The sequence below is a fragment of the Streptosporangium sp. NPDC023963 genome, from assembly GCF_040639135.1.
GTDB lineage: Bacteria > Actinomycetota > Actinomycetes > Streptosporangiales > Streptosporangiaceae > Streptosporangium.
On sequence record NZ_JBEZZK010000001.1, the window covers coordinates 460,267 to 478,701 of the forward strand.

13 protein-coding genes are annotated in these 18,435 nt (G+C 72.3%); 7 read left to right on the plus strand and 6 right to left on the minus strand.

The genetic code is table 11. The annotated features are described in order from the left end of the window. Positions 1 to 11: 11 nt before the first annotated feature. The gene (gene dnaE, locus AB0F88_RS01900; RefSeq protein ID WP_362676313.1) at positions 12 to 3,533 is read right to left on the minus strand and encodes a DNA polymerase III subunit alpha; all 3,522 of its coding nucleotides are present in this window, start codon (positions 3,531 to 3,533) and stop codon (positions 12 to 14) included. 163 nt (positions 3,534 to 3,696) lie between these two features. Between dnaE and AB0F88_RS01905 the strand changes: the two genes are divergently transcribed. From AB0F88_RS01905 to AB0F88_RS01930, 6 genes are all read left to right on the plus strand, one after another. Then, positions 3,697 to 4,029 carry a helix-turn-helix transcriptional regulator gene (locus AB0F88_RS01905; RefSeq protein ID WP_362676315.1) on the plus strand — a complete coding sequence of 111 codons (333 nt, stop codon included), beginning with the start codon at positions 3,697 to 3,699 and terminating at the stop codon, positions 4,027 to 4,029. 262 nt (positions 4,030 to 4,291) lie between these two features. Continuing rightward, a complete protein-coding gene (locus tag AB0F88_RS01910; RefSeq protein ID WP_362676317.1) occupies positions 4,292 to 6,823 on the plus strand; it encodes a protein kinase in 2,532 nt (843 codons plus the stop codon). A 45-nt stretch (positions 6,824 to 6,868) separates the two neighbouring features. Next, positions 6,869 to 8,872, plus strand: coding sequence for a protein kinase (locus AB0F88_RS01915; protein WP_362676319.1), 2,004 nt, complete (start codon positions 6,869 to 6,871; stop codon positions 8,870 to 8,872). Beyond that, positions 8,869 to 9,702 carry an AraC family transcriptional regulator gene (locus AB0F88_RS01920; RefSeq protein WP_362676321.1) on the plus strand — a complete coding sequence of 278 codons (834 nt, stop codon included), beginning with the start codon at positions 8,869 to 8,871 and terminating at the stop codon, positions 9,700 to 9,702. The genes AB0F88_RS01915 and AB0F88_RS01920 overlap by 4 nt, the downstream gene beginning before the upstream one ends. Before the next feature lie 23 nt (positions 9,703 to 9,725). Next, positions 9,726 to 10,406 (plus strand): AzlC family ABC transporter permease, encoded by a 681-nt coding sequence (locus AB0F88_RS01925; RefSeq protein WP_362676323.1) that lies wholly within the window; start codon positions 9,726 to 9,728, stop codon positions 10,404 to 10,406. Beyond that, a complete protein-coding gene (locus AB0F88_RS01930) occupies positions 10,403 to 10,714 on the plus strand; it encodes an AzlD domain-containing protein (protein WP_362676325.1) in 312 nt (103 codons plus the stop codon). The genes AB0F88_RS01925 and AB0F88_RS01930 overlap by 4 nt, the downstream gene beginning before the upstream one ends. On the opposite strand, the gene AB0F88_RS01935 is transcribed toward AB0F88_RS01930, so the two are convergent. Beyond that, positions 10,683 to 11,852: a HAMP domain-containing sensor histidine kinase gene (locus AB0F88_RS01935; RefSeq protein ID WP_362676327.1), complete on the minus strand. Its 1,170-nt coding sequence runs from the start codon at positions 11,850 to 11,852 to the stop codon at positions 10,683 to 10,685. The genes AB0F88_RS01930 and AB0F88_RS01935 overlap by 32 nt on opposite strands. Continuing rightward, positions 11,852 to 12,538, minus strand: coding sequence for a response regulator transcription factor (locus tag AB0F88_RS01940; RefSeq protein ID WP_362676329.1), 687 nt, complete (start codon positions 12,536 to 12,538; stop codon positions 11,852 to 11,854). The genes AB0F88_RS01935 and AB0F88_RS01940 overlap by 1 nt, the downstream gene beginning before the upstream one ends. 121 nt (positions 12,539 to 12,659) lie before the next feature. Between AB0F88_RS01940 and AB0F88_RS01945 the strand changes: the two genes are divergently transcribed. After that, a complete protein-coding gene (locus AB0F88_RS01945; RefSeq protein WP_362676331.1) occupies positions 12,660 to 14,843 on the plus strand; it encodes an MMPL family transporter in 2,184 nt (727 codons plus the stop codon). 252 nt (positions 14,844 to 15,095) lie between these two features. On the opposite strand, the gene AB0F88_RS01950 is transcribed toward AB0F88_RS01945, so the two are convergent. From AB0F88_RS01950 to AB0F88_RS01960, 3 genes are read right to left on the minus strand one after another with little or no spacing between them, the layout of a single operon-like run. Next, complete coding sequence (locus AB0F88_RS01950) at positions 15,096 to 16,343, minus strand: beta-ketoacyl synthase N-terminal-like domain-containing protein (RefSeq protein ID WP_362676333.1); 1,248 nt, start codon at positions 16,341 to 16,343, stop codon at positions 15,096 to 15,098. Beyond that, positions 16,340 to 17,602 carry a beta-ketoacyl-[acyl-carrier-protein] synthase family protein gene (locus AB0F88_RS01955; RefSeq protein ID WP_362676335.1) on the minus strand — a complete coding sequence of 421 codons (1,263 nt, stop codon included), beginning with the start codon at positions 17,600 to 17,602 and terminating at the stop codon, positions 16,340 to 16,342. The genes AB0F88_RS01950 and AB0F88_RS01955 overlap by 4 nt, the downstream gene beginning before the upstream one ends. After that, complete coding sequence (locus tag AB0F88_RS01960; protein WP_362676337.1) at positions 17,599 to 18,435, minus strand: cupin domain-containing protein; 837 nt, start codon at positions 18,433 to 18,435, stop codon at positions 17,599 to 17,601. Before AB0F88_RS01960 ends, AB0F88_RS01955 begins: the two co-directional genes overlap by 4 nt.

Here is an 18,435-nt window from a genome sequence, read left to right on the forward strand (position 1 = left end):
CCCGCCGGCTCTCAGGCCCCGAGGCAGGCGGGGCCGAGGAGCTGCTTCAGGTCGCCCATCAGGGCCGGGGACGGCGACACCCGCAGGCGGTCGTCGAGGCGCACGATCGTGGTCTTCGGACCGTTGTGGACCTGCAGGTGCACCTCGGTGGTGCCGGGGTGCGCGGTCAGCACCTCCTTGAGGCGGCCGACCACCGGCGGGGTGCAGCGGGCCAGGGCGAGGCTGACGGCCAGCGGGCCACCGGCCTCGCGGGTCAGGTCGGGGGCCGTCACCTCCATCGCGATGATCTTCCCGACGTCCTCGCGCTTGTCCAGGCGCCCCTTGACGAACACGATCGCGTCCTCGGCGAGCACCGTCGCGCAGAGCTGGTACGCGGACGGGAAGATCATCACCTCGATCGCGCCCTCCAGGTCCTCCAGCTGGGTCAGGACCCAGGTGTCGCCCTTCTTGGTGACCTTGCGCTGCAGGCCGCTCAGGATGCCGCCGACGGTGACGACCTGGCCGTCGGTACGGTGCTCGTCCTGCAGCGAGGCGATCGAGCAGTCGGCGCCGGAGGCGAGGATGTGCTCCACGCCGAAGAGCGGGTGGTCGGAGACGTACAGGCCGAGCATCTCCCGCTCGAACTGCAGCAGGGTGTTCTTGTCCCACTCGCCCAGCGGGATCTGCACGTCGAAGGTCTCGTCCTCGGCGCCCTCGACGGCGCCGAACAGGGAGTCCTGTCCCTGGGCCTCGTTCTTCTTGATCCCGATGATGCTGTCGACGGCCTGCTCGTGGATCATCACCAGGCCCTTGCGCACGTGCCCGAAGGAGTCGAAGGCACCGGCCTTGACCAGCGACTCGATGACCCGCTTGTTGCAGACCACCATGGGAACCTTGCGCAGGAAGTCCTTGAAGTCGGCGAAGCGGGTCTTCTCCTTGCGCGCGGCGATGATCCCGTCGACCACGTTGCCGCCGACGTTGCGGATCGCCGACAGGCCGAACCGGACGTCGGTGCCGCGCGGGGTGAAGTCGAAGTCGGAGTCGTTGACGTCCGGCGGGAGCACCTTGATGCCCATGCGGCGGCACTCGTTGAGGTAGAGGGCCGACTTGTCCTTGTCGTCCTTGACCGAGGTCAGCAGGGCGGCCATGTACTCGGCCGGGTAGTTGGCCTTGAGATAGCCGGTCCAGTAGCAGACCAGGCCGTAGGCGGCGGTGTGCGCCTTGTTGAAGGCGTAGTCGGAGAAGGGCAGCAGGATGTCCCACAGGGCCTTGATCGCGGCGGCCGAGTAGCCGTTGTCCTTCATGCCCTGCTCGAAGAACTCGTACTGCTTGTCCAGCTCCGACTTCTTCTTCTTGCCCATCGCGCGGCGCAGCAGGTCGGCCTTGCCGAGCGAGAACCCGGCGACCTTCTGCGCGATGGCCATGACCTGCTCCTGGTAGACGATCAGGCCGTAGGTCGTGTCGAGGATCTCCCTGAGCGGTTCCTCCAGCTCGGGGTGGATCGGGGTGATCTCCTGCTGGCCGTTCTTGCGCATCGCGTAGTTGGTGTGGGAGTTGGCGCCCATCGGACCCGGCCGGTACAGCGCGAGCGCCGCCGAGATGTCCTCGAAGTTGTCGGGACGCATCAGCCGCAGCAGCGAGCGCATGCCGCCGCCGTCGACCTGGAACACGCCGAGCGTGTCGCCCCGGGACAGCAGCTCGTAGGTCTTGACGTCGTCGAGGGGCAGGTCGAGCAGATCGATCATGGTGCCGGTGTTGACCTCGATGGCCTTCAGGCAGTCGTCGATGATCGTGAGGTTGCGCAGGCCCAGGAAGTCCATCTTGAGCAGGCCGAGCGTCTCGCAGGTCGGATAGTCGAACTGCGTGATGATCACACCGTCGGAGTCGCGGCGCATGATCGGGATGTAGTCGGTCAGCACCTCCGAGGACATGATCACGCCGGCGGCGTGCACGCCGGTCTGCCGGATCAGGCCCTCCAGGCCCCTGCCGAGGTCGATGGCCGACTTGACGTCGACGTCCTCCTCGTACAGCCTGCGCAGCTCGCCCGCCTCGTTGTAGCGCGGGTGGTCCTTGTCGAAGATGCCCGACAGCGGGATGTCCTTGCCCATCACCGCGGGCGGGAACGCCTTGGAGACCTTGTCGCCCAGCGCGTACGGGTGCCCGAGGACGCGGGCCGCGTCCTTGATGGCCGCCTTCGCCTTGATGGTGCCGAAGGTGGCGATCATCGCGACCTTGTCGGCGCCGTACTTCTCGGTCACGTAGCGGATCACGTCGCCGCGCCGGCGCTCGTCGAAGTCGATGTCGACGTCGGGCATGGAGACGCGGTCGGGGTTGAGGAACCGCTCGAAGATCAGGCCGTGCGGCAGCGGGTCGAGGTCGGTGATGCCCAGCGCGTACGCGGCCAGCGAGCCCGCCGCCGAACCACGGCCCGGTCCGACCCGGATGCCGTTGTTCTTGGCCCACATGATGAAGTCGGCGACCACGAGGAAGTAGGAGGGGAACCCCATCTGCAGGATGACGTTCATCTCGAACTCGATCTGGGCGCGGTGCTCCTCGTCGACGCCCTCGGGGAAGCGCCGCTCCATGCCCCGCCAGATCTCCTTCCGGAACCAGCTCTCCTCGGTGTCCCCCTCGGGGATCGGGAAGGTGGGCATCAGGTTCTTGAAGCCGAACATGCCGGTCGGGTCGACCTTCTCGGCGACCAGCAGCGTGTTGCGGCAGCCCTCGGCCCACAGGTCCGAGGAGTCGACGGCGCGCATCTCGTCGGCGTTCTTGATGTAGTAACCGCTGCCGTCGAAGCGGAAGCGGTCGGGGTCGGACAGCTGCTTGCCGGTCTGGATGCACAGGAGCGCGTCGTGCGAGGTCGCGTCCGACTCGTAGGTGTAGTGGGAGTCGTTGGTGACCAGCGGCGGGATGTCCAGCTCGCGCGAGATGCGGGTCAGGCCGTCGCGGACCCGGCGCTCGATGTCGAGCCCGTGGTCCATGATCTCCAGGTAGTAGTTGTCCTTGCCGAACAGGTCCTGGAACCTGGCCGCCGCCGCGACCGCCTCGTCGTACTGGCCCAGGCGCAGGCGGGTCTGCACCTCGCCCGACGGGCAGCCGGTGGTGGCCATCAGGCCCTCGGAGTGCTCGGCGAGGATCTCGGCGTCCATCCGGGCCCACTTGCGGACGAAGCCCTCGGTGTAGGCGCGCGAGGAGAGCTTCATCAGGTTGCCCAGGCCCGTGGCGTTCTTCGCCCAGATGGTCATGTGGGTGTAGTAGCCACCCGCCGAGACGTCGTCGCGCCTCTGGTGCGGCTCGCCCCACAGCACCGGCTTCTTCTGGTGCCGGGAGGCGGGTGCGACGTAGGCCTCGATGCCGATGATCGGCTTGATCCCGGCACCGGTCGCCTGCTTGTAGAAGTCGTAGGCGCCGTGCATGTTGCCGTGGTCGGTGATCGCGATGGCCGGCATGCCCAGGTCACCGACCTGTTTGAACATCTGCTTCAAACGGGCGGCTCCATCCAGCATGGAGTATTCCGTGTGAACGTGCAGATGCACAAACGAGTCTGACATGCGGCCCCGTCCTCCCCCTAGTCGCACCGTCGGCGGGGAAAGCGTATCCAAATCTGAGTTTCGAAAGTGACTCATGCGCTCCGGGTCGCCTCTCCCCCCGGCGGCGCCACGGACCACTCCCGGCGCGAGGCCTACCCTTGACCCATAGTACGGGTAACGATATATGTCGATCATGGCGCTACGCGAGCAGAGCTACCTGATCCTGCTGGCCCTGTCCGAAGGCCCGCTGCACGGATACGGCGTGATCAAGACGGTGCGCGAGCTGTCGGAGGACCGCGTGCGGCTCGGCGCGGGCACCCTCTACGGCGCCCTGGAGCGCCTGTCGGGAGAGGGCCTGATCGGCATGGTCAAGGAGGAGGTCGTCGGCGGCCGCCACCGGCGCTACTACGGCCTCAGGGGAGAGGGCCGCACGGTCCTGGCCGAGGAGACCGCCCGGCTGACCCGCCTCGCCGCCACCGCCCGTCGCCGGCTCGACCTCCTGCCGGGCGCCCTGTGACCCACGACGGCCTCGACGACCCGTTCCGGCTCCGGCCGGTCACTGGTTCGACACTGGTTCGACACTGTCACGATCAGCCCTCCTGACCCGGCCCGTTGAACGTAAAGTGGCAGGTCACGCGGCCAACCCTCGATCATTTTCCCGGCATCCGCCACGTACTGGACATCAGATCTCAGGATGTGGACTTTTCTGCGGCGGGTGAGTCGATCACTTTACCGGGCTATGAGAGTATTCGGGGGTTCAGAAGGAGGTAAGCCGGTTGATGGCCGAAGCACAGCCCGAGGGGCGCCGTGTCGCCTCCCGCTACCAGCTGCTCGAAGCCATCGGCCGGGGTGGCATGGGCATCGTGTGGCGGGCCCATGACGAGCTCCTCGACCGCGAGGTCGCGATCAAGGAGGTCCGTTACGCCGACATGCTCGGCGAGGACAACCAGGAGGACTTCAACCGGCGCACCAAGCGCGAGGCGCGTGCCGCCGGGCGCCTGACGCACCCGAACGTGGTGGTCGTCCACGACGTCGTCGAGGAGGACGGGCGTCCCTGGATCGTCATGCAGCTGGTGGAGTCGCGCTCCCTCGGCAAGGTGCTGCGCCAGGACGGGCCGCTGCCGCCGCAGCGGGTCGCGGAGATCGGCCTCAAGCTGCTGGAGGCGCTGCGCGCCGCCCACGCCCAGGGAGTGCTGCACCGCGACGTCAAGCCGGAGAACGTGCTGCTGGCGGACGACGGCCGGGTGGTGCTGACCGACTTCGGCATCGCGACCCTCGAGGCCGAGACCGCGCTGACCATGACCGGCATCGCGGGCACCCCCGCGTTCATCCCGCCGGAACGCATCAAGGGCGGCAGCGCGCAGCGCGAGTCCGACCTGTGGTCGCTCGGCGCGACCCTGTACGCCGCCGTCGAGGGCAAGCCCCCGCACGACCGGGGCGGGGCGCTGCCGACCATGCACGCCATCCTGAACGACGAGCCCGAGCCCCCGCTCCACGCCGGGCCGCTGGCCCCGGTCCTCGAGGGGCTGCTCCGCAAGGATCCCGCGCTGCGCATGCCCTACAAGGAGGCCGAGCGGCTGCTGCGCAGGGTGGCCGAGGGCGACCGGGACCGGCCCGCCAGGACCGCCGTCATGCCGGCCGTGAACCCGGGGGACGAGACCGACCCCGGGATCGGTCCCCGGCCCGGCGCCGTCCCCGAGACGGGCGCGAAGTTGGACGCCGCGCGCCCGGGCGCCAAGAAGGACGCCCCTCCCCCGCCCGCGCGCCGCGAGGAGCAGCGGAAGGCCGCCGCGAAGGCGCCCGCCGCGAACGCACGGCAGGAGTCCGCCCCCGCGGCGGCCGGTTCCGCGGCCGCCGGTTCCGTGGAGAAGGCCGGGCCGGCACCGGCGAAGGACGCACCCGGCGCGAAGGGCGGCCAGGCTTCCAAAGCCGCAGCCGCAGCCGCGGCCGGCTCCCCCGTCTCGGATGCCGGAGCGGGTTCACCGGGCTCCGAGGCGGGAGCGGGTTCGAAGGCCGGCCGTCCCGCCGGCAAGGGCGCGCCCGTCCCCCCGGCGACCCCCGCCGAGGCCGCACCGCCGGTCCTGTCCAGGTTCGCCCCCAAGCCGAGGCCCGCCGCCGACTCGAAGCCCGAGCCCACCCCGGAACCCGGTCCCAGGGCCGGGGCTGCGGCGGCGTCCCCGGCGTCCCCCGTCCTGCCCAGGTTCGCCCCCAAGCCGAGGCCCGCCGCCGACCCGAAGCCCGAACCCGCCGCCGGCGTCGCACCGGCCCGCGAGGCGAAGCCGGGCACGGCGCCCTCCGCGTCCCCCGGCGCGGCGGCTTCCGGCTCCGCGGCCGGGAGGAAGCCCGCGCCCCGGGCGAGCCGCGAGGACGCCCCGCCGGCCGGCGAGCCGGAAGCCGCGCGGCAGAAGCCCGCCGCGCGCCCCAACCCCTTCCCGCCCGTGGGGCGCGAGCCCGCGCCGAGGCCCGAGCCCGCCGCGGAGCCCGTCTCCGCCTCCAGGGCCGAGCCCGCTCCGTGGGAGGAGCCCTCGCCCGCCTACGCCGGGAACCACGACACGCTCGCCTCGCGAAGGTCGGGCGGCTCCCCGGTGAGGCGGGGGCTGATGGTGCTCCTGCCCGCGCTGCTCGTCGTCGGCGGGATCGCCGGCTGGCTCGGCCTGCGCAGCGGCGACGGCGACGAGACCCCGCAGGCCGGGCCGGGCGATCCGGGCGCGTCCAGCGCGTCGAACGCCCCGAGCGGCACCACCGAGACGGCACCGGAGGGCTCGCCGGACCCGGAGACGTCGCCGCCGTCCGCCTCCGCGTCCCCGTCGGGGTCGCCCTCGGCGTCCCCCTCGTCCAGCCCGAGCCCCACCAAGACGGAGGAGAAGTCCCCCCTTCCCTCCGGCTGGAAGATGCACAAGGACGGCAACGGCTTCTCGATCGGCCTGCCCAAGGGGTGGGGCGTGGATCGGCGGCCGGGACAGCAGGTGTGGTTCCGCGGGCCCGACCGGGTGAGCTACGTGATGGTCGAGTACGTCGACAAGGCGGGCCCCGATCCCAAGCAGGACTGGCTCGACTACGAACCGTCCGTGCGAAGCCGGTTCAACGGCTACGACCGGATCCGGATCGCGAACGTCAAGTACATGGTGAAGGCCGCCGACTGGGAGTTCACCTGGAACACCAGCTCGGGCAAGGCCCGCGTGATCAACCGGGGATTCGTCACCAAGGGCGGCCGGGGGTATGCGATTTACTGGCATACCCTGGCCAAGGACTGGAAGAAGAACATGCACCTCTTCGAGGGGTTCACCGCGACCTTCTCCTCGAAGAAGTGAGCGGGAGCCCTACCGCCCGCGGTCGGTGAGCTTGGGAGGGCGGGGATGGCGGAGAGAAAGGTGGCGGGCCGCTACCGGCTGCTCGAACACATCGGCGAGGGCGGCATGGGCATCGTCTGGCGCGCCCACGACGAGCTCCTCGACCGGGTGGTGGCCGTCAAGGAGGTCCGTTACCGGGGGGTCGACGAGGCCGCGCGCACCGACCTGAACCGGCGCACCATCCGCGAGGCCAGGACCGCCGGGCGCCTCGACCACCCCTCCGTGGTCATCGTGCACGACGTGGTCGAGGAGGACGGGCGGCCCTGGATCGTCATGCAGCTGGTCCGGTCCCGGTCGCTGGGGGAGATCGTCCGCTCGGGCGGGCCGCTCCCTCCCGAGCGGGTCGCCTCGGTGGGGCTGCACGTGCTGGGCGCGCTGCGGGCCGCGCACGCCGCGGGGGTGCTGCACCGCGACGTCAAGCCGGAGAACGTGCTGCTGGCCGACGACGGCCGGGTGGTGCTGACCGACTTCGGCATCGCCTCCATGACGCAGGAGACCGGCATCACCCGTACGGGCGCGATGGTCGGCACCCCGGCGTTCCTGCCGCCCGAGCGGCTGCACGGGCTGCCCGCCACCCCCGAGTCGGACCTGTGGTCGCTCGGCGCGACGCTGTACGCGGCGCTGGAGGGCCGGCCTCCGTTCGAGCGGGCCACGGCCGCCGCCACCATGATGGCCGTCCTGCACGGCGAGCCCAGCCCCATGGCCCATTCCGGGCCGCTGCCGACGGCGATCCTCGGCCTGATGGCCAGGGACCCCGCCGCCCGGATGGTCCCCGACCAGGTCGAGGCCCTGCTCGGCCGCGCCTCCTCCCCCTCCCCCTCCCCCTCCCCCTCCCCCTCCGCCGGGCCGGTCTCCGGGCGGGCGGCGCATCCCGGGCAGCAGGCGTATCCCGGGCAGCAGGCGTACGCCTCCTCCGGGTTCCACACCGACCCGCCGCGCGCCGACCCGCCACCGCGTCAGGACCCGGCGCGGGGCGCGTGGCGGCAGGGGTACGGGGAGTACGGGGACTTCCCTGGCGGTCCGGGACGACCGCCGCACCCGGCCGCGCCCACGCACCCGGGGCAGCCGCCGTACGCGGCCGGGCACACCCAGCCCGAGGGGTCCCGCCCCCCGGCCTCGCGCACCCGGCCCGAGCAGTCCCCGTACGCGCCCTCCGAGCCGTACGCGCACCCCGAGCAGCCTCCGTACACGCGCCCCGAGCCGTACGCGCACCCCGAGCAGCCTCCGCGCCACGAACAGTTCCCGTACCCGCATCCCGGGCAACAGCCCTACGGTTACGAGCCCCCGCCTCCCGGTTCCCGGCCGGGGCGGGAGCAGCCTACGGAAACAGGGGCCGAGCCCGCGCGGCGGGCGAGGGCGGGGCGGCTGGCGCTCCTGGCCGGGGTGCCCGCGCTCGCGGTGGCGATCGGGGTCGGCGGGTGGCTGTTCCTCAAGGAGATGGACACCACGGTGGACACCGGTGACGGCCGGGCCGAGGCCACGGGCCCGATCACCGGCCCCACCCCCACCGCGCCGGAGACGACCCCCGCCCCGGAGCCGACCCCGACGGTGACGCCGCGCCCGGCCAGGACCGTCCCCGCGGGCTGGCGGCTGCACCGCGACCCGATGGGCTTCTCCGTCGCGGTGCCCGGGAACTGGCGGGTCAAGCGGTTCGCCGGCCGTGACAGGGTGGAGTTCCGCGCCCCCGGCGCGAGCGCCTTCCTGTGGATCGAGTCGACCGACGACCCGGAGAAGAACCCGGTCAGGCACTGGCAGAAGGTGGAGAAGGCCGGGACGGCCGACAACGTCTGGCCCGGCTACCGGCGGATCGGCATCACCGCGCTGGTGTACCGGGGGGTGCCGGCCGCCGACTGGGAGTTCACCTACCTCAAGAACGGGGTCCGCACCCGCGTCCTGGACCGGGGCTTCCGCACCCTCGCCGACAAGCCGTACGCGATCTACTGGGAGAGCCCGGCGTCCAGGTGGGACCGCTCGTTCTTCGACGTGTTCACCAGGACCTTCCGGCCGTGAGCGGCCTGGAGAGGGCGCGTTTCTGGCGTACCCCGGCCCTGCCGGGGGTGGATCTTCTCAAGGCCAGATACGTGACCCACCGCTTCCCGCCGCACGCGCACGAGGGCTACGCGATCGCGATGGTCCTGTCGGGGGTGGAGGAGTTCGCCTACCGGGGCACCCTGCACCGCGCGGGACCGGGTAGCCTCAGCACGCTCAACCCCGAGGAGGCGCACGACGGCTACGCGGGCGTTCCGGGCGGGTGGTCCTACCGGGTGCTGTACCCCTCGGTCGAGTTCGTCTCCGGGATCGCCGCCGAGCTGATGGCCGGGCACGGCACGCCCTGCTTCCCCGAGACCGTCACCTACCACCGGCCCACCGTCGCGCTGCTGCGGGCCGCGCACGACGCCGCGGAGGGAGGCGACGACCTCGCCTCCTCGACGCTGGCCCGCACGGCCTTCGCCGCCCTGCTCAGCCGGCACGCCGCCCGCCGCCCCGCGGACGCGCCTCGCCGGGACGACGACCCGGCGGTGCGGCGTGCCCGGGAGATCCTGCACGAGCGGCTCGTCGACCCGCCCACGATCGAGGACCTGGCGCGGGCGGTGGACGCGAGGCCCTTCACCCTGATCCGGGCCTTCAAGGCGGCCACCGGGCTTCCCCCGCACGCCTACCTGAACACGCTGCGGATCATCCGGGCCCGGCGGCTGCTCCAGTCCGGCACACCTCCCGCGCAGGTCGCCGGGGATGTGGGGTTCACCGACCAGGCCCACCTGAGCAGGCATTTCACCCGGACGGTGGGCGTGCCGCCGGCCGCGTACCAGCGCGCAGGAACGTACAAGACCGGCGGTTGATACCGGACATAGGCTCACCTGCCATGGAAACAACCACTCGTTCCTCCGCGATCAGGGACGGACTGGGCGTGGGGATCGCCGTCGGCCTGGCGGGGGTGGCCTTCGGCGCCGCGGCCGTCACCGCGGGGCTCAGCGTGGCGCAGGCGTGCGTGCTGAGCCTGTTCGCCTTCACCGGCGCCTCGCAGTTCGCCCTGGTCGGCGTCGTCGCGGGCGGCGGCAACCTGGTCGCGGGCACGGCCGGCGCGATGCTGCTGGGCGCCCGCAACAGCCTGTACGGCCTCCGCATGGCCGGGGTGCTCGACATCCGGGGCTGGCGCCGGCCGCTGGCGGCCCAGGGGGTGATCGACGAGACGACGGCGGTCGCCCTGGCCCAGCCGGACGAGGAGTCGGCCAGGACGGCGTTCCTGTTCACCTTCGTCAGCCTCTATCTGACCTGGAACGCCACCACCCTGGTCGGCGCGCTGGGCACCTCCTGGGTGGCCGACCCCGCGGTGTTCGGCCTGGACGCGGTCGGTCCCGCGACGTTCCTGGCCATCCTGTGGCCCCGGCTCACCGGGAGCGGCGCCGAGGCCCGCGCGCTGCGCCTGATCGCGGGCTGCGGCGCGGCGGTCGCGCTGGCCGCCACCCCGTTCACCCCGCCGGGCGTGCCCGTGCTGCTCGCGTCCGTGGCCGTGCTCGCGGTGATCCTGAGGAGGCCCAAGTGACCGTCTGGTGGGCCGTCGTCGCCACCTGCGCCGCCTGTTACGCGCTGAAGCTCGCCGGGCTGTCGGCCCCGCGCCGGATCCTCGACCACCCCGGGGTGCAGCGCTTCGCGACACTGGTCCCGGTGGCCCTGCTGGCGGCGCTGATCGCGGTGCAGACCTTCGGCGACGGGCAGGCTCTGCACCTCGACTGGCCGCGCACCGCGGGGATGGGCGCCGCCGTCGTGGCACTGCTGCTGCGCGCCCCGTTCCTGGTCGTCCTCGCGGCGGCGGCCGTCGTCACCGCCGCGCTGCGCCACCTGCTGAGCTGAGATCGTCACGTCCCGGACCGGGACCGGGGCCGCCCGTGCCGAGCGGGAACCGTACGCGGAAGGTGGCGCCGGCGCCGGGGCGTGAGGTCACCGTGGCGTCGCCGCCGTGCGCGGCGGCGACCGCGGCGACGATGGACAGCCCGAGGCCCGCGCCCCCCTGGCGGGTGCCGTCGCGGGGATGACCGGCCCGGTGGAAACGCTCGAAGACCAGGGCGCCCTGCTCCTCGGTGAGACCGGGTCCCTCGTCGGCCACCTCGACCACGGCGTGCTCGTCGTCCACCCGGATCCTGACGACCGCCGGGGTCCCCTCGGGGGTGTGGCTGAGCACGTTGGCCAGCAGGTTGCCGACGATCTGGCGGATCCTGGCGGCGTCGCCGGGCACCTCGACGGGTCCCTCGCACTCCAGCGACAGCGGCCTGAGCGGCTCGATGGCCAGGGTGTCGGCCACCGCGTCGGCGGCGAGCGAGGTCAGCTCCACCGGGGAGCGCTCCAGGGGACGGCCCTGGTCGAGGCGGGCCAGCAGCAGCATCTCGTCGACCAGGGAGCCCATCCGGGTGGCCTCGGCCTCGATCCTGCGCATGGCCTTGGCCAGGTCCTCCGGCCGGGTGGCCGCGCCGCGCCTGAACAGCTCGGCGTAGCCGCGGATGGAGGCGATCGGGGTGCGCAGCTCGTGGGAGGCGTCGGCGACGAAACGGCGCAGCCGGTCCTCCGACGCCTCCCGTTCGCGGAACGCCTCCTCGATCTGGGCGAGCATCTGGTTGAGCGCGTGGCCCAGACGGCCCACCTCCCCGGCGGCCGGCGCCGCCTCGATGCGGCGCTCCAGGTTGCCGTCGCCGATGGCCGCCGCGGTCTCGACGATGCGGTCCAGCGGGCGCAGTCCCCGCCGGATCAGGTGGGTGGCGAGCAGGGTCAGGCAGGCGAGCGCGAACACCGAGGAGCCGATCATCACCAGGGCGACGCGTTCGGTCAGCTCGTCGGAGGCGGCCACCAGCGCCTCGGGGGTGGTCAGGGCGAGCAGCCGCGCGCTGTTGTGGCCGCGCCAGTCCTGCAGCGCGCCGAACGTCGCCCCCGCCGCCGTCCCGAGAGCCAGGGCGACCAGGCCCACGACGGTCAGCACGAGGCGGGTCCGCAGCGACATCAGTCCTCCCTGGGCAGGCGCACGACGTATCCCACCCTGGGCACGGTGTGGATGAGCGGCGGGTGTGAGGCGTCGACCTTGCGGCGCAGGTAGCTGATGTAGGTCTGCACCACCCCGTCGTTGCCGCCGAAGTCGTACTCCCACACGTGGTCCAGGATCTGCCTCTTGGAGACGACCTTGCCCGCGTTGGCCACCAGGAAGCGCAGCAGCTTGAACTCCGTCGGGGTGAGGTCGACGCGGCGGCCGTCGCGCCACACCTCGTGGGCGTCCTCCTCGATGACCAGGTCGGCGAAGGTCACCCTGCCGCCCTCGGCGCCGGCCCGCTGGGTGCGGCGCAGCACGGCGCGGATCCTGGCGATCAGCTCCTCCAGGCTGAACGGCTTGGTGACGTAGTCGTCACCCCCCACGGTCAGTCCGCCGATCTTGTCCTCGGTGGCGTCGAGCGCGGTGAGGAAGACCACCGGCACCTGCGAACCCGTCATCCTGATCCGGTGACAGACCTCCGTGCCGAGCACGTCGGGCAACATCACGTCCAGGACGATCAGGTCGGGATCGAAGGTCTCGGCCAGCGACACCGCCGCGGCACCGGTTCCGGCGATCGCCGTCTCGAACCCCTCGTAGCGAAGGGCGGTTGCGACCAGATCGGCGAGATATGGCTCGTCATCTACGACCAGTATGCGGCTCACCTGACAAGTCTCACCCAGAAGATCTTGGAAAGACCATAGAAAACTCTGTGAAGAGCGATTCACATGCCGCTCTAAGGACGGGCACACGGGCATCGAAGATCGTTTTGTTGCACTGGGTGGCATGGAGAGAATCTCGGTTTTCGTACTGCGACGCAAAGGGCTGGTCGCCCTGCTGGCCGTGCTGGGATTCCTGGTGGGTATGGGCGCGACGCCGATCGCGATTCAGCGGCTCTCCGAGGAATACTCACATCCGGGAATGCCCGCTTTCGAGGCCAATCAGGAAATTGTCAGAATTTACGGGAACGGCGGCTACCAGCGGCCGTTCGTCCCGGTGGTCGTGCTCCCCGAGGGAATGCGCGCCGACGAGCGGAGGGAGACCCTCGGCCGCGCCTTCGCCGCCGTCTCCGCCAGGCTTCCCGAGGCCCGTGTGGTCTCGTACGCGAGCACCGGCGACCCCCGACTGGTCGGCGCCGACGGCCGGACCACGTTCGGGCTGGTCTTCCCCGGCACCTACTCCGACGGCAGCCCGCCGGGCGGCGGCCTCGGCGAGACGCCGGACGAGAGCCCGGTCATCGTCGAGGCGATGACCCCGGCGCTGCCGCCGGGCGCGAGCGTCCACGTCACGGGGCTGGACACCCTCGCGCCGAGCGTGGACGCGGGCGGCGTGGACGTCCCCGCCAAGATCGGCATCGGGGTGATCGCCGCGGTGCTCGTCCTGCTGCTGGTGTTCCGCTCGGCGCTGGCCTTCGTACCGCTCCTCATCGCGGTGCTGTCCATCTTCGTGTCGTTCATCGTGATCCTGGCGCTGACGCTGGTGACGACCGTGCACGACGTGGCCCTCACCACCATGCCCCTGCTGGGCCTGGGCATCGCGGTCGACTACTCGCTGCTGCTGGTGGCCCGCTGGCGGGAGGAGCAGGCGGGCGGGCACCGCGGCGACGAGGCCGTGCACCGGGCCATGGCGGGCGCGGGGCGGGCGGTGCTGTTCAGCGGCGTCGCGGTCGCGATCGGCCTGGTGACCATGGTGGTGCTGCCGGTGCCGTTCCTGCGCAGCCTCGGCCTCGCCGGGATGATCATCGCGGCGGTGAGCGTGGCCACGACGCTGACCGTGCTGCCGGTGCTGCTCGCCCTCACCGGGCAGCGGCTCGACCGCAGGCGCGCCCGCGACGGCCGGGACGAGCCTCCCTTCCGGCGCGAGGCGCGGGCCGGGCGGGCCTGGTCGGCGTGGGCGCGCGGCGTGGTGCGGCTGCGATGGCCCGCCGCCCTGCTCACCGGCGGGGTGCTGGTCGCGCTGACGGTGACCGCCCTGGGCGTCAACCTCGGCCTGCCGGAGAGCAGGAACCTGCTGACCTCGGGGCCCGGCCACGAGGGGCTGTCCGCGCTGCGCCAGGCGGGCGTGCCCTCCGGCTCGATCACCCCGTTCGACGTCCTGGTGACCGGCGACCCCGCGCGGACCGCCGAGAGGCTGCGGGGCGTGGAGGGCGTGTCGGCCGTGCTCGCCCCCGACGGCCCGTCCTGGCGCCGCGACGGCACCGCCGTCGTCACCGTGCTCCCGGCCGCGGAGAACGGCACCGAGGAGGGCGAGGCGACCATCACCCGGGTGCGCGAGGCGGCCCCGGCCGGCGCGCGGGTCGGCGGCAACGCGGCGCAGAGCATGGACTTCCAGGAGCGCACCTACGGGGCGTTCCCCTGGATGCTCGGCCTGATCGCGCTGGTCACGTTCGTCATGCTGGCGCGGGCGTTCCGCTCGCTGCTGCTGCCGTTGAAGGCGATCGTCCTGAACCTGCTCTCGCTGGGCGCGGTGATCGGCGCGATGGTGGTGCTGTGGCAGTTCGGCTGGGGGACCAGGGAACTGCTGGACATCCAGCCCACCGGCTCGATCGGCGAGTTCGTGCCGCTCACCATCTTCGCCTTCCTGTACGGCCTGAGCATGGACTACGAGGTGTTCATCCTGGCCAGGATGCGCGAGGAGTACGACAGGTCGGGCAGCACGGAGCACGCGGTGATCGAGGGCGTGGGCCGCACCGGGCGGCTGGTCACCTCGGCGGCGCTGATCCTGTTCATCTCCTTCACCGCGCTGGCCATGACCCCCGAGCTGGACGTGAAGGTGTTCGCCAGCGGCCTCGCCCTGGGCATCTTCCTGGACGCCACCCTGATCCGCGGCATCCTGGTCCCGGCGGTGGTCGCGATGATGGGCCGTTGGAACTGGTGGCTGCCCGTCTGGGCGGCGCGGCTCCTGCGGGTGGAGCCCTCGCCGCTGAGGGGGGAGAACCCCGAACCGGTCCGGATCCCGGAACCGGTCTAGGGTCCGAACCGGTCCAGGATCCGAACCGGTCCAGGGTCCGGGGCCGTCGGTCCGCCGGACGTCGAGCGGAACGGCCGTCGCCCGCGAGAGGCGGCGGCCGTTCCAGCGTTTCCGAGTTCCCGCGTTCCCCGGATCTCCCCCGGCCCGCCGGCGGGACGACGCCGCCGCGGAAGGCGCCCGCCGCCGGACAGCGGAACGGCCACCGCCCCGGGGAGCGGTGGCCGTTCACGAGTCCCTCAGGTACCCGGCCCGTCAGACGGCGGTCAGCACCGCCGCGGAGTTGAAGCCGCCGGAGCCGCGGGCCACGACCAGCGCGGCCGACAGCCCGTTCACGACCCTGGCCTCGGTGACCAGGTCCACGCCCTCGACAACGGCGCTGCCGGCGGTGCCGGAGGTGACGACGGTCGGCGGGATCACCCCGCCGGTCAGGGACAGGGCCGCCCACGCGACGTCGAGGGCCGCGCCGCCGGAACACAGGCGGCCGGTCATCGTCTTGGGCACCGTCACCGGCACGCGGCGGCCGCCGAACACCTCCCGCAGCGCCGCCAGCTCCTGGGCGTCCCTGACCGGATCACCGGCGCCGTCGGCGAAGACCACCCCGACGTCGTCAGGGCCGAGCCCGGCGCGGGCGATCGCCTCGCGCATGGCCCTGGCGTACTGGCGGTGGCCGGGTGCCGGGTCGGCCACGTGGTGGGCGTCGTGGGTGGAGGCGGTCCCGGCGATCTCGGCGTAGACCGTGGGGGCGCCCCGGCCGAGGGCGCTGTGCCGGTCCTCCACGATGAGCATCGCGCCTCCCTCGCCGGGGACGTGGCCGCCGGCGTCGGGGGCGAAGGGCCGGTAGGCCGGTGAGGCGACGGCCGGGTCGCTCCCGCGGCCGGCCTTCGCCTCACCGGCCTGGCAGGCCAGCGCGTACGGCGACAGCGGCGCCTCGGTGCCCCCGGTCACGACGACCTCGGTGCCCCGGCGGATCAGCCGGGCCGCCTCGGCCAGCGCGTCGATCGCCCCGGCCGCGTCCGCGACCAGCACCCCGCAGGCGCCCTTGAGCTGGTGCTTGATGGACAGCTGGCCGCTGCTGGCGGCGTAGAACCAGCCGATGGACTGGTAGGCGCTCACCGCCCGCGGGCCCTTGCTCCACAGCGCCTGGATCTCCCGCTGCCCGAAGGCGTTCCCTCCCGAGGCCCCGGCGGTCACCACCGACAGGTCGAACGGGTCCTCCCTCGCGGGGTCGAGGGCGGCGTCGGCCAGGGCGAGCTCGGTGGCGGCGAGGGCGAACCAGGTCCACCGGTCGGTCTGCACCAGCAGCTTGCTGTCGACGAACTCGCGCTCGTCGAAGCCGGTGACCTCCCCCGCCAGCCCGATCGGCGCCCCGGTGGCGTCGAACGACGTCACCGGGCCGATCCGGCTCCGCCCCGTCAGGGACCCCTCCCAGTGCTCGACCACGCCGATCCCCGTGGGGGCGACCACACCGATCCCGGTGATCACGGCTCTGCGGTCGCTCATCGGCCCGCCCCCGGCTCAGAGAAGATCATCGCGGACTGGAAGCCGCCGAAGCCGCTGCCGGCGGAGAGCGCGTGCCTGGCGGTCACCTCGCGTGCGACCAGGGGGGTGTAGTCCAGGTCGCATTCGGGGTCGGGAACGGTCAGGTTGGCGGTGGGCGGGACCACGCCCCGCTGCAGCACCAGGGCGCAGGCGGCCATCTCGATCGAGCCGATCGCGCCGAGCGAGTGGCCGATCACCGACTTGATCGAGCTGATCGGCACCCGCCGGGCGTGGTCGCCGAGGCTCCGCTTGTAGGCGGACGTCTCGTGCCGGTCGTTCTGCTTGGTCCCCGACCCGTGGGCGCTGATGTAGCCGATGTCCTCGGGGTTGAGCCCGGCCTGGCCGAGCGCGTCGCCGATGGCCTCGCCCAGTTCGAGACCGTCGGGCCGCAGCCCGGTCATGTGGAAACCGTTGGCCCGCGCGGCGTAGCCGGTGACCTCGCAGTAGACGCGGGCGCCGCGCCTGCGGGCGTGCTCCAGCTCCTCCACCACCAGCACCGCCGCGCCCTCGCCGAGGACGAAGCCCTTGCGCCCGGCGTCGAAGGGCCGCGAGGCCGTCTCGGGCTCGCCGTTGCTCGGGCTGGTGGCGCGGATGGCGTCGAAGCACGCCACGGTGATCGGGGAGATCGGCGCGTCCGACGCCCCCGTGATCATCATGTCCGCCTCGCCGTCCTGGATGAGCCGGTAGGCCCGGCCGATCGCGTCGATGCCGGAGGTGCAGCCGGTCGAGACGACGGCGGCCGGACCGTTCACGCCGAACCGGACCGCGAGCTCGGCCGCCGCGCTGGAGGGCACCAGCGACTGGTAGAGGAACGGCTTGAGGTGGCGGTGGTCCACCTCCCAGTCCCTGCCGCGGTCGCTGGCGACCACGTACTCCTCCTCCAGGGTGATGGTGGCCCCCACCGCCGAGCCGAGGCTGATTCCGGCCCGCTCGGGGTCGGCCGCGCCGAGGTCGAGACCGGAGTCGGCCAGTGCCTCGTCGGCGCAGGCGACGGCGAGCTGGGTGAAACGGTCCATCCGCCGGGTCTCGCGCGGGGTGAGCCCGTGGGCGGCCGGGTCGAAGTCGACCTCGGCCGCGATCTGGGAGCGGAACGGGGACGGGTCGAAGGCGGTGACCCGGCGGACGGCCGGTTTGCCGTCCACGATCCGGTTCCAGAACTCCTCCCGGCCCACCCCGCCCGGGGCGATCACCCCGATGCCGGTGACGACGACCCGTCTCACGTTCCCACCTTCTCGGGATAGGGCTCGGTGTCCACGTGCCCGAGTTCGGGCCTCGGGGCGAGCGGGCTGAGCTGGAAGACCACGAGCACGTCGTCCTCGCCGACGTTGGTGAGGCGGTGCCTGACCTGGCGGGGGACGAGCAGCGCCTGCTCGGCGCCGACGGTGAGCGGCTCGCCGTCGAGGTCCACCCTGAGCGTGCCGGTCGCGACGAACACGTACTCCTCGGAGTAGGGGTGGTAGTGCTCGGAGACCCCCTCCCCCGGCGCCAGCCGCACGGCCCCGCAGAAGCCCGACGAGGAACCGCAGGTCGCCGGGGAGACCAGGGTGCGCAGGTCGCCGCCGCGTTTGGTGTTGGACGGCACGTCGTGGAAGCCCACGACGCGGCGGCGGCGCCGCTCCACCTTCTCCTTGATCAGCGACATCTGGACCGCGGAGCCGGCGTTGATCCGGTCGGTCATCCCCCGGGTGTCGACCGGTGCGTCGGGCCTCATGTGGAAGTCCTGCACCCAGCGCATGCGGGTACGGTCGGGGCCGAGCTCCTCGTAGACCCAGGTGATGTTCATGAACTCGAACGGCCCGGTCTCCACCCGGCGCGCCCGGACCGTCCAGGTGTCGCGGTCCCAGGTGCGCTCCGACACCCAGGACCAGACGCGGTCCTGCTCGTCGGGGTGCATGGTGAGCCGGAAGGTCACCGAGTCGTCCGACTCGGCGAGCACCTCCACCTTGGCGTACTCGGAGAAGAGCTCCGGCCAGGTCTGGACGTCGTTCGTCTGGTCCCAGACGAATCCGATGGGCGCGTCGATCTCGATCGCGTTGTCGGTGTGCCCGATCAT

Excerpts from the sequence above, each read along its gene's own strand:
- dnaE (WP_362676313.1), bottom strand. The coding sequence starts at position 3,533 with ATGTCAGACTCGTTTGTGCATCTGCACGTTCACACGGAATACTCCATG.
- AB0F88_RS01905 (WP_362676315.1), top strand. The coding sequence starts at position 3,697 with ATGTCGATCATGGCGCTACGCGAGCAGAGCTACCTGATCCTGCTGGCC.
- AB0F88_RS01910 (WP_362676317.1), top strand. The coding sequence starts at position 4,292 with ATGGCCGAAGCACAGCCCGAGGGGCGCCGTGTCGCCTCCCGCTACCAG.
- AB0F88_RS01915 (WP_362676319.1), top strand. The coding sequence starts at position 6,869 with ATGGCGGAGAGAAAGGTGGCGGGCCGCTACCGGCTGCTCGAACACATC.
- AB0F88_RS01925 (WP_362676323.1), top strand. The coding sequence starts at position 9,726 with ATGGAAACAACCACTCGTTCCTCCGCGATCAGGGACGGACTGGGCGTG.
- AB0F88_RS01935 (WP_362676327.1), bottom strand. The coding sequence starts at position 11,852 with ATGTCGCTGCGGACCCGCCTCGTGCTGACCGTCGTGGGCCTGGTCGCC.
- AB0F88_RS01945 (WP_362676331.1), top strand. The coding sequence starts at position 12,660 with ATGGAGAGAATCTCGGTTTTCGTACTGCGACGCAAAGGGCTGGTCGCC.
- AB0F88_RS01950 (WP_362676333.1), bottom strand. The coding sequence starts at position 16,343 with ATGAGCGACCGCAGAGCCGTGATCACCGGGATCGGTGTGGTCGCCCCC.
- AB0F88_RS01960 (WP_362676337.1), bottom strand. The coding sequence starts at position 18,435 with ATGATCGGGCACACCGACAACGCGATCGAGATCGACGCGCCCATCGGA.